Origin of the sequence: Alkalihalobacillus sp. BA299, from assembly GCF_017745675.1 — a bacterium.
Taxonomy (GTDB): domain Bacteria; phylum Bacillota; class Bacilli; order Bacillales; family Bacillaceae_F; genus Alkalihalobacterium.
In genome coordinates, this window is record NZ_JAFLJM010000003.1 from 368,888 (window position 1) to 377,745 (window position 8,858).

Sequence of the window (8,858 nt, forward strand, 5' to 3'; positions counted from 1 at the left end):
ACTTTCTACCATAAAATTATATTAATGCTTTTTTTAATTGTGGTATAATATTGGTTGAAGTTTAGGAGGTTCTTATCTATGAGAAATCTATTAAATACTTTATCAACTAAATGCAAGCCTGTAATTAGCTTTTTAAAACAAAGAAAAATTTTAAGTAAGGTCGATATTACATACCAAGTCGTATGGAATTTATTTTTAGTCTTTATTGTTTTTGGGGTCATATCGTTTTTCTTTGTGGGAGGTGCAGGAGCTGGTTTCTTTGCCTCTCTTGTAAAAGATGAGCAATTAAGGAGTTATGAAGATTTAAAACAAGATATATACAACTACGAAGAAATAAGCGAAATTTATTTTGCAAATGAAGTCCCCTTAGGAGAGCTTCCGACTGATTTAGAAAGACGGGAAATTCCTCTAGCGGAAATCTCCCCACACATCATTAATGCGATTATTGCGACCGAAGATGAATATTTTTATGAACACGAAGGAATCGTTCCAAAAGCCATTATGCGTGCAACGTTCCAAGAGTTTACGAACTCATCTGTCCAAACAGGTGGAAGTACACTAACTCAGCAATTGGTTAAAAATCAAATTTTAACGAGTGAAGTATCCTTTGATCGAAAGGCTCGAGAAATTGTACTTGCCATGCGATTAGAACATTTTTTTGATAAAGATGAGATACTTGAGGCTTACTTAAATATTGTACCTTTTGGCCGTAATGCAAATGGAAGAAATATAGCCGGGGTTCAAGCCGCAGCTCAAGGGATATTCGGTGTTGATGCAAAAGATTTAAGTATTCCACAAGCAGCGTTTATTGCAGGATTACCACAAAGTCCATTTGGATATACACCATTTTATCGAAATGAAGGTAAAGTAGTAGTAAAAGATAATTTAGATCCTGGACTCAACCGGATGAAAACCGTTCTTAGACGAATGTACGAAGGTGGCTACATTACTGAGCAAGAATATTCAGATGCTCTTGAATATGATATTCGAGCGAATTTAGCGAAGCCTGTTCGTACAATTAGAGAGCAATATCCTTACCTAGCAAATGAAGTTGAACGGCGGGCAGCTGATATTTTAGTGAAAAAATATATAGAAGATGCGGGGATACAACTCGATGAATTAGAAGGAGAAGAACGGATTGAAGTTCTTTCCAGTTATCTTGCTGATGCTCGTCACGACTTACGTCAAAATGGATATCGTATTCATACAACAATTGATAAAGACATTTATGAGGCCATGAATGAAGCCATTAAAGATGAACGCTTTTTTGGACCTACTAAAGACGGTGAACCAGAAGAAGTTGGTTCTATGATAATTGAAAATCGAACAGGTGCAATTTTAGGGTTTGTCGGAGGACGAGATTTTGAACGTGAAGAATTAAACCATGCTACTCAAGCATATCGTTCAAACGGATCGACGATGAAACCACTCCTTGCATATGGACCTGCGATGGATGTAGGGGCTGTTCAACCAGGTCACATCATCCCTGATGTTCCTACGTTTTATAAAACTTCTCCAAAAGAAGTTTCAAACTTTAATAAGCGACACCGTGGTTTAATAACCGTTAGAGAAGCACTCCAATCGTCACAAAATACGACGGCGGTTCGAAGCTTTTGGATGACTCCACATGAAAAGAGCCGTGAAACACTGCTAAAAATGGGGATAAAATTAGAAGATGGCGAGCCTTACGAATCTGCCCCCCTTGGCGCCATAACAAACAATATTACAGTTGAACAAAATACAAATGCCTATGCAACATTTGCTAATGGTGGAAATTTCATTCAATCATATATGATTGATAAGATTGAAACCAATGATGGAGAAGTTATTTTCCAACATGAAATCGAAGAAGTTGAAGTATTTTCGCCACAAACATCTTATTTAATGGTTGATATGATGCGTGATGTGTTACGAGTTGGTACAGCAAGCTCATTACCAGGACGGTTAAAATTTAGAGCCGATTGGGCTGGTAAAACGGGAACGGCTCAGAACTTTCACGACATCTGGTTTGTTGCGACCAACCCTAATGTAACGATGAGTGTGTGGGTAGGGTATGATACACCTAAGCCGATTAGCACTCGAAGAATTGCCGGACTTAGCTATAGTCAAAGAACACAACAGATCTGGGCAAACATTGCGAACGCTGCTTATGATGCCCGACCAGAAGTGATGTCACCAGGGCATAACTTCCAAATGCCAAATGGTATCGTTTCAAGAGCCGTTTGTGGTATTTCTGGATTACTTCCTTCAGATTTATGTAAAGAAGTTGGGTTGGTGAAAACAGACCTCTTTAATGCAAAGTTCGTTCCAACAAAAGTGGACGATAGTTTACAAAAAGTGAAATACGTACTAATCGATGATGAGCCTTATGTTGCTTTAGAAACTACTCCAGAAGAGTTTACATCCGATGGTGTGATGATTAAAGAAGAATATTTAGAAGCCTATAACTTAGATGAATCACTTCAGGAGAAGTTGGAAAATATTATTCCTGATCGTGATGCTGAAGAGAATGGCAAACTACCAGATGCCGTGACCAATGTAAGCCTTAGTGGCTCAGCATTAACTTGGGCAAAGCATAAAGAAAATGATATTATTGGTTATCGCATATACCGAGCACCAAATGGAACAAATCAGTTTGAAATGATAGCGAGTGTAAAAGGAAGTGCGACAACTACTCATAATATTAATTCTGGTACGTATGGATATTATGTGACAGCTGTTGATGTGGCCGGAAATGAATCGCCAGCTTCTAATATAGCTAAAAGTGAAAACTGGAGCTCCGAACCACCGAAAGAAGAAAAAAAAGAAGAGGAAGTAAAAGAAGAACCGAATAAAGATAACGATAAAAAAGAAGATGACAAAAAGCAAACGGACGATGATAAGTCTAAATCACCGTCCAATGGAAATAATGATTCAAAAAATCCTTCAACACCTAAACCACCTACTGATTCAAGCGGGAATGAAGATAACGAATAAATAAGAACAAGGCTGACACTGGTGTCGGCCTTGTTCTTGTATTGCAACAAGAGTAGACAAAAGAGACTAACCTAAGTTAGCCTCTTCCCCTATTAATCTTCCATTGTTGATAAGTCACCAGTTGGTAAGTCAAGCTCCCAAGCTTTGAGAACACGACGCATAATCTTACCACTTCTCGTCTTCGGTAGTTTTTCACGGAATTCAATCTCACGTGGGGCCGCATGGGCTGCAAGACCTTTTTTAACAAAGGTACGAATTTCTTCGATTAATTCATCTGAAGGTTCATTTCCTTCACGTAAAGCAATGAATGCTTTAATAATTTCACCACGTACAGGATCTGGCTTTCCAATAACACCCGCTTCTGCTACGGCAGGATGTTCAATTAATTTACTTTCGACTTCAAATGGACCGACACGTTCACCAGCTGTCATTATCACATCATCAATTCGGCCTTGGAACCAGAAATAACCTTCTTCATCCATATAAGCTGAATCTCCAGAAACATACCAACCATCAAGTTCAAAGTAGCTATTGTATTTTTCTTCATTATTCCAAATTGTTCTCATCATCGATGGCCAGCCTTTTTCAATCGCTAAGTTCCCCATTCGGTTAGGCGGTAATTCATTCCCTTGGTCATCAATGATAGCAGCTTTTACTCCTGGGATCGGTTTCCCCATTGAACCAGGCTTAATATCCATACAAGGATAGTTACAGATAAGCTGAGCGCCCGTTTCAGTCATCCACCACGTATCGTGAATACGTAAGTCAAATACTTTTGCTCCCCATCTTACTACCTCTGGGTTTAATGGCTCACCGACAGAAAGAATATGACGGACATTTGATAAATCATATTGTTTCACAAGCTCATCGCCGGCACTCATCAGCATTCGGAATGCAGTAGGCGCGCTATACCAAACAGTTACTTTGTAACGTTGTAATGTTTCATACCAATCTTGCGGGCTGAAACGACCACCACGGATAACATTTGTTACACCACATAACCAAGGTCCAAATATTCCGTATGATGTTCCAGTTACCCAACCCGGATCTGCTGTACACCAGTATACATCATCATCTTGTAAATCGAGTACCCACTTAGCCGTTTGGTAATGTTGGATCATTGCGTTATGAACGTGAAGAACCCCTTTAGGTTTACCTGTTGAGCCTGAAGTATAATGAAGAATAAGTCCATCTTCACGATCAACCCATGTAATTTCTAATTCATTACTAGCTTCTTGCATTAATTTATTAAAGTCCTTAATTGGACCTTCTTCTTTAACATTTTCACCAATAATAAGTACAGTTTCTAAATTCGGAAGATCCTCTACAGGAACACGTTCGAGTAGATCTGGAGTAGTCACTAAAACTTTTGCTGCACTATCTTCTAAACGATCGCGTACTGCTCCTTCCATAAATGCTTCGAATAATGGACCAACAATGGCACCAAGTTTTATAGCACCAAGTACAGAAAAATAAAGTTCAGGAGAACGGGGCATAAAAATAAATACTCGATCGCCCTTCTCTACACCAACACTCTTTAAAACATTACCTGCGCGATTAGACATCTGCAACATTTGCTCAAATGTATATTTTTCATCACGTTTAGCATCACTGTAATAAAGTGCTACCTTATCTTTTTTATCTGATAAAGCATGACGGTCGATAGCTTCATAGGCTAGGTTCACATTACCTGTCGTACTCCATGTAAATTCCTTTTCTACTGTACTCCAATCAAAATTAGTAGCAATTTCGTCATAATTTTTTAGATTGTGGTTACCTTTTGTAGCTGGAAGCGTTTGCACGTTCATTTATCATCTTCCTCCCCTATATGTATTTCCCTACTTACTTAATAAGTATAGTATAGTTCGAATATTTCTTCAATTCCTATTTGGATTTTTTGGAATTATAGTAGTTAATTCAATAGTTTTAATCGTATAAAATTTTTGTGTCATTTAATTTATTGCAACGACTTTGTAATTTAAATCATGTATAATGATGACTAAAGAAAATTCAATTTAATTTTTCATTTAGCATTTTAAAAGGTGGTTACAGCATTGAACCATGTAAAAACATATTATAATAAACAATTACCCTTTAAGGGTCGGACCATAGTTATAGAAGGACCTATACAGGCGGCTGAAATTGAAAAATTAGATTATCACCCTGGCTTAACTGCTTTTAGACCTCCTGAACAACAAAAAAAAGCACTCATTGGAATTGCTGAATTACCTGAAGGGAGAATTAATATTGCCCGTGATGGTAATCAAATTATTGGCTATGTGACGTTCGTTTACCCCGACCCGCTAGAACGATGGTCAGAGGGAAATATTGAAAATTTAATAGAATTAGGAGCTATTGAAGTTGCTCCTGAATACCGTGGCATTCAAGTAGGAAAAAACCTGCTTCGACTTTCCGTAATGGATGATGCAATGGAAGACTACATCATTATCACTACAGAATATTACTGGCATTGGGATTTAAAAGGAAGTGGACTCTCCGTTTGGGATTACCGAAAAGTCATGGAAAAAATGATGAATGCTGGTGGACTCGTCTGGTACGCTACAGATGATCCTGAAATAAGCTCTCACCCAGCTAATTGTCTTATGGTTCGGATTGGAAACCGAGTCGATAGTGAATCGATTGAAAAGTTTGATCGTCTCCGCTTTAAAAACCGTTTTATGTATTAACCTTTATATAAATTAAAAGAGATTCTGCACAGTTTACGTTAGGATAGTACGGAAGGAGTGCTAAAAAGATGATTGTTGAAGAAATTATGAGTACTAAAGTTACAACTTTAAAAGCGACAACAACCATTAAAGATGCAATTGAAATAATGAATAAAAAACGGATCCGTCATATTCCCGTTGTTGATGATGAGATGCACATCTTAGGAATTGTCACTGATCGGGATATTCGTGATGCAAGTCCTTCTATTTTTCATGCAGAAGAGCATAAGGAAGATCTCTTAAAACCCATATCTGAAATTATGACAACAAATGTCATCACTGCTCATCGGCTTGATTTCGTTGCAGAGGTTTCAGCTATCTTTTATGAACATAATATCGGTTGCTTACCTATTACTGAGGGTGAAAAACTAATTGGAATTATTACAGAAACGGACATTCTCCACACATTAGTTGAATTGATGGGCGCACATCAACCAAGCTCACAAATCGATGTGCGAGTTGAAAATATAACTGGTAAACTAGCAGATATAGCTGCTATTTTCAAGAATAGAAACGTAAACATTACAAGTGTTCTCGTTTACCCTTGTGATGATCCTAATTATAAAGTATTATCGTTTCGTGTACAGACAATGGATCCAAGGGGGATTATTGAAGCAATTGAAAACGTAGGGTATAAAGTCTTATGGCCGAATTTGCCAGGTATAGACCTATGAGCAAAAATGTAGCCTTTATTTATTCTGAAGATCAGCTTTCATATAAATTTAGTAAAGACCACCCCTTTAATCACATAAGACTAAACCTTGTACACGATTTATTAAGAAGGTTAAATGCTATAAATGAAGACCATATTATAAAGCCTCGAGTAGCAACGGATGAAGAGATTGCATTGATCCACGATAAATCCTATATTGAAGCCGTAAAAGCAGCAGGAAAGGGCGAACTAAGTATAGGTATAGCCAATAATTACGGACTTGGTACTGAAGATACTCCAATGTTTGAAAATATGCACAAAGCAGCAGCCCTACTCGTTGGTGGAACACTAACAGCAGTTGACCTCGTCATGGAAAATAAAGTCGATCATGCAATGAACCTTGGTGGCGGTCTACACCATGGTTTCCGAGGGAAAGCATCAGGGTTTTGTATATATAATGATAGTTCAATTGCAATTGAGTATATGAAACAAAAATACGGTGCAAGAGTACTTTACGTTGATACCGACGCTCATCATGGTGATGGTGTTCAGTGGGCTTTCTATGACGATCGTGACGTTTGTACGTTGTCCATTCACGAAACAGGTCGCTACTTATTTCCTGGTACGGGTCATGTGAATGAAAAAGGACAAGGTGAAGGCTATGGGTTTTCTATTAACATTCCACTTGATGCCTTTACAGAAGATGAATCGTTCATATCATCCTATGAAACTACTTTTCGTGAAGTCATCGAATTTTTTAAGCCCGACGTCATTTTAACGCAAAATGGTGCCGATTCACATTACTTTGATCCATTAACTCATTTATGCTCCACTATTAAAACCTATCGGGCGATCCCTAAATTAGCCCATGACCTAGCACACGAGTATTGTAATGGGCGCTGGATTGCTGTTGGTGGCGGTGGGTACGACATATGGAGAGTTGTGCCTAGAGCTTGGTCAATGATTTGGTTAGAAATGACAAACCAACTTCATTTAGCAAAAGGGCCCCTCCCAAAAGTATGGTTGGATGAATGGCAGGAACAGGCTCCCCTCCCTTTAATTTCAACGTGGGAAGACCCAGATCCTTTATATCCAGAAATCCCAAGAAAGCCTGAAATTACCGAAAAAAACAAGAAAACTGTCGAGAAGGCACTTTACCATATTCGTAGAGAAATGAAAACGCAATCATAGTAATTAGGCTAGCGTCCAAAAGAAATAACAATCCATTATTTAACAACGCTTGGATTTTACTTTATCCAAGCGTTTTAATCTTATTCGAGATAATCGCTCCTTTTTGTTACACGCTTCGCTATTTCCATAAAAACGATGTATTTGAGCCTGGGTGCGGACTAATGATCCATTATTTTTGAAATTGCAATACAATAATAAAAGATGAAGATACCCGCCTCCAGCTCACCAGTCTAGTTTTTCTTCTTTTACTTAACTTTTCACTCCATATGCTCTAGCATGGCTTTCACAATAAAATTCGATTGTTTAGCAGCTACTTGAACAAATTCATTAAAACTCATTTTCGCTTCACCATTTGCCTTATCAGATATTGAGCGAATGATGACGTAGGGGATTTCATTTAACATTGCCGCTTGTGCAACAGCTGACCCTTCCATTTCAACACATGCCCCAGAAAACGTCTCATGCAGCTCATGGACGAGCTCTTGACTAGCAATAAATTGATCGCCACTTAATACTTTTCCTTTTACCACTTGTATATCTAACTGTTTGGACACTTTCTTTGCTAGCTCAATCAATGAAGAATCTGCAGGAAAATCAGAAGTGTGTTCAAACATCGGAATTTCACCACGCTTAAACCCTAAAGGACTCGCATCAATATCATGTTGAATTGCACTTGTTGAAATCACGATGTCACCGATATTTAAACTAGGTTCAAGCGCACCAGCTACCCCTGTAAAAATAATTTTTTCAATGTGAAAGTGGTCAATTAAGATTTGTGTTGTCAATGCAGCATTGACTTTTCCCACCCCTGATTTACAAAGTACGATCTTATGGTTTTCCATCGTACCAGAATAAAAGGTTATTTTCGCAATTTTCGTTTTCTTTTCAATTTCCATTTCTTCTTTCATGAGCTCAATTTCTTCATTCATTGCCCCGATGATTCCAATTACCATTATGTAAGCCTCCAAATTTTAATAACATTGTAGTTTAAGCTATTGCATTCGACTAAACTATGTAATAATCTCACTACTTTGCTATTGTACTATTTCTGTGAATACGCTTATTATATATTAGAAAATCATGATTTATCACTAAGAATGTTGAAAAACGAGGTGTCTTTTTCCGGCCCTTTTGATAAGTCAACATCGCCTCTCTAACGCTTCGGCGTGTTTCCTTTATCTCATTCGAGGGCTCCAGTCCATACGCCGCTAAACGGGCGCTTACGCTTTTCTTGTCTAGCTGCAGCGCCCAGCGTCTAGTGGACTTCGCTCTCCTCCTTACGATAAGTCAACATCGCCTCTCTAACGCTTCGG

At 38.2% G+C, this 8,858-nt stretch carries 6 protein-coding genes; 4 read left to right on the plus strand and 2 right to left on the minus strand.

Features of this window, described 5'->3' with window-relative positions; translation table 11 throughout:
- Positions 1–78 precede the first annotated feature (78 nt).
- Positions 79–2,976, plus strand: coding sequence for a transglycosylase domain-containing protein (locus tag J0N78_RS06075; protein WP_209122118.1), 2,898 nt, complete (start codon positions 79–81; stop codon positions 2,974–2,976).
- A 92-nt stretch (positions 2,977–3,068) separates the two neighbouring features.
- On the opposite strand, the gene acsA is transcribed toward J0N78_RS06075, so the two are convergent.
- Positions 3,069–4,784 (minus strand): acetate--CoA ligase, encoded by a 1,716-nt coding sequence (acsA, locus tag J0N78_RS06080; RefSeq protein ID WP_209122119.1) that lies wholly within the window; start codon positions 4,782–4,784, stop codon positions 3,069–3,071.
- Positions 4,785–5,030: 246 nt separating this feature from the next.
- Here acsA and J0N78_RS06085 point away from each other — a divergent pair, with 246 nt between their 5' ends.
- The 3 genes from J0N78_RS06085 to J0N78_RS06095 all read left to right on the plus strand — a co-directional run bounded on the left by J0N78_RS06085 (position 5,031) and on the right by J0N78_RS06095 (position 7,545).
- Complete coding sequence (locus J0N78_RS06085) at positions 5,031–5,663, plus strand: GNAT family N-acetyltransferase (RefSeq protein ID WP_209122120.1); 633 nt, start codon at positions 5,031–5,033, stop codon at positions 5,661–5,663.
- A gap of 68 nt (positions 5,664–5,731) precedes the next feature.
- Positions 5,732–6,376: an acetoin utilization AcuB family protein gene (locus tag J0N78_RS06090; protein ID WP_209122121.1), complete on the plus strand. Its 645-nt coding sequence runs from the start codon at positions 5,732–5,734 to the stop codon at positions 6,374–6,376.
- On the plus strand, positions 6,373–7,545 hold the full coding sequence (locus J0N78_RS06095) for an acetoin utilization protein AcuC (RefSeq protein ID WP_209122122.1): 1,173 nt from the start codon (positions 6,373–6,375) through the stop codon (positions 7,543–7,545). The genes J0N78_RS06090 and J0N78_RS06095 overlap by 4 nt, the downstream gene beginning before the upstream one ends.
- Before the next feature lie 257 nt (positions 7,546–7,802).
- On the opposite strand, the gene J0N78_RS06100 is transcribed toward J0N78_RS06095, so the two are convergent.
- Positions 7,803–8,498 carry a 5'-methylthioadenosine/adenosylhomocysteine nucleosidase gene (locus J0N78_RS06100; RefSeq protein WP_209122123.1) on the minus strand — a complete coding sequence of 232 codons (696 nt, stop codon included), beginning with the start codon at positions 8,496–8,498 and terminating at the stop codon, positions 7,803–7,805.
- Between the last annotated feature and the right edge of the window lie 360 nt (positions 8,499–8,858).